The 2,521-nt window shown below is 52.4% G+C and carries 2 protein-coding genes; both read right to left on the bottom strand.

Features of this window, described 5'->3' with window-relative positions:
• On the bottom strand, positions 1 to 491 hold a 491-nt coding region (gene araD / locus WBV27_RS13610; RefSeq protein ID WP_424202651.1), incomplete at its 3' end, for an L-ribulose-5-phosphate 4-epimerase AraD.
• A gap of 33 nt (positions 492 to 524) precedes the next feature.
• Positions 525 to 2,135 (bottom strand): xylulokinase, encoded by a 1,611-nt coding sequence (locus tag WBV27_RS13605; RefSeq protein ID WP_424202650.1) that lies wholly within the window; start codon positions 2,133 to 2,135, stop codon positions 525 to 527.
• Positions 2,136 to 2,521: the final 386 nt, after the last annotated feature.

Here is a 2,521-nt window from a genome sequence, read left to right as displayed (position 1 = left end):
CCGGGAACTTCCATCGGTTTGATGCCGCGTTCGCGGAACGTTTCCACGATGGCATTGCCCGTCTCTTCCTCGTAACCCCGGTCGATTTCCGCTTGCGTCAGGAAACGGGCGCAGGGAACCGTGCCGTAAAAGGTATCGGCGTGTGTTGTACCCATGGCCGGCACATCCAATCCGGCTTGCGCCCAAATCGTGGCCCAAGTCGAATGCGTGTGCACGACAGCGCCGATTTCCGGGAATTCCTTGTAAAGGACCGCATGCGTCGGCATGTCGGATGACGGGTTCAGATCGCCTTCGATGACATTGCCTTCAAAGTCGCAGACGACCATATCGCTCGCCTGCATGTCGTCATAGCCGACACCGCTTGGCTTGATGACGAACAAGCCTTTTTCGCGGTCGACCGCGCTGACGTTTCCCCACGTGTATTTGATCAATCCCCGTTCCGGCAATTCCAGATTGGCTTGAAAAACTTCTTCTTTTAATTGTTCCAGCAAGATGTTTCCTTCCCTTCTATCCCAAACTCAAATCTATCTCAAACTCAAATGCTCGACTGCAGCCTGCTCGATCGCCAGCCCTTTTTGGTAACGTTCGATGAAGGTTCCGAAACCTTCAACGTCGCGCGCATCAGGAGCGATCGTGATGCCTTCATCGGCACCGAATACTTTCTTGTCCAAAAATGCATCCAAAGTCTCTGACGTTTCTTTGCGGTCAGTGTAGGCAGCCAGCAATGCGATGCCCCATGCGCCGCCTTCTCCGGCCGTCTCCATGACGGTGACCGGTGCGTCCATGACGGCAGCCAACACTTTCTGGCCGACCTCAGGGGTTTTGAAGATACCACCGTGGCCGACGATTTTGTCGATCGCGACATGTTCCTGCTTCAGGATGTTCATGCCGATCTTCATTGCCCCAAAAGCTGTGAAGAGGTGCACGCGCATGAAGTTGGCCAAGTTGAAGTTGCTTTCCGGTGTGCGGACAAACAACGGCCGTCCTTCCGCCAAATGGGTGATGTTCTCGCCCGAGTAATAGCCGTACGAGAGCAATCCGCCGCAATCGGCATCGCCTTCAAGCGCTTTGTTGAATAACGTGGCGAACAATTTGTCCGTATCAATTGCGAAACCAGCAGCTTCGCTGAATTCCCGGAAAAGCTTGACCCAGGCGTTGATATCGGATGAGCAATTATTGGTATGCACCATCGCGACCAGGCTTCCTGCCGGCGTCGTCACGAGATCGATTTCCGGATGCACTTCGTTCAAGTCCTGCTCCAATACGATCATCGCAAATGCCGATGTCCCTGCGGATACATTCCCGGTGCGCTCCGCCACGCTGTTCGTGGCGACCATACCGGTTCCGGCGTCCCCTTCCGGCGCACACAACGGGATGCCCGCTTCCAGTGTGCCTGTCGGATCGAGGAGTTTGGCTCCCGCTTCCGTCAGATTCCCGGCCGCGTCCCCTGCCAACAATACTTCCGGCAGCAGATCCGCCAATTTCCAAGTCGCGCCTTTTTCTGCGACTAATGCATCGAATTGGTTGATCATGCGTTCATCATAGTTTTTCTTTTCGACATCTATCGGGAACATCCCGGATGCATCACCGATTCCCAAAACTTTTTTGCCTGTCAGTTGCCAATGGATGTAGCCTGCCAAAGTCGTAAAGAAAGCGACTTCATTTGTATGCTCTTCCTTATTCAAAACCGCTTGATACAGGTGGGCGATGCTCCAGCGTTGCGGGATATTGTATTTGAACAGTGCGGTCAATTCCTTTTCGGCATCAGCCGTAGTGGCGTTGCGCCAAGTCCGGAACGGCACCAACAATTCATTTTCCTGATTGAACGCCATGTAGCCGTGCATCATCGCGCTGAAACCGATCGATCCGACTGCGGTCAAGGTCACGCCGTATTTCTCGTTGACCTCGCGCGTCAGTTCTGCGTAACTTGTTTGAAGGCCCTTCCAAATTTGGTCCAACGAATAGGTCCAGATGCCGTCGACCAATTGATTTTCCCATTCGTAGCTTCCGGATGCGATTGGAGCGAAGCGGGAATCGATCAGCACCGCCTTGATGCGGGTAGATCCGAATTCGATTCCGATGCTCGTCTGCCGCGATTCGATATCAGTGACTATCGCTTGTAACTTCTCAGTCAAAATATTTCCTCCTTATTGCGGTGCACCCTTTCCGGATGCTGTCCGTTCTTCTTAGGGATATTATATGCCATATGTCCGTACATGTAAATAGTTAATTTTAACATTTGTCCGAACACAAAAAAACAAGTTGGCGGTTTCCTGCCCCTTATACATCGCTCGCTTCCCAAACGCAGTCCTGAAATCTGTCCAAAAACCTGGTACAGCAACAAAAAGAAGCCATCCCGGATCGGGGACAGCTTCATTCTTCAGTTATTAAATTCGTTTGACCGAGTCACGGATGATCAGTTCCGGCTCGAATATTTTATTGCCTGTCACTTCTTGCTGTACGGCCAACATGATCCACTCGGCAGCTGCCGCTCCCAATTCCTCTTTCGGATGGGAAAGGG

This window comes from Trichococcus sp. (assembly GCF_049589555.1).
Lineage (GTDB): Bacteria > Bacillota > Bacilli > Lactobacillales > Aerococcaceae > Trichococcus.
The sequence above is the reverse complement of the archived record's forward strand: the minus strand, read 5'-3'. Positions and strand labels throughout refer to the sequence as shown.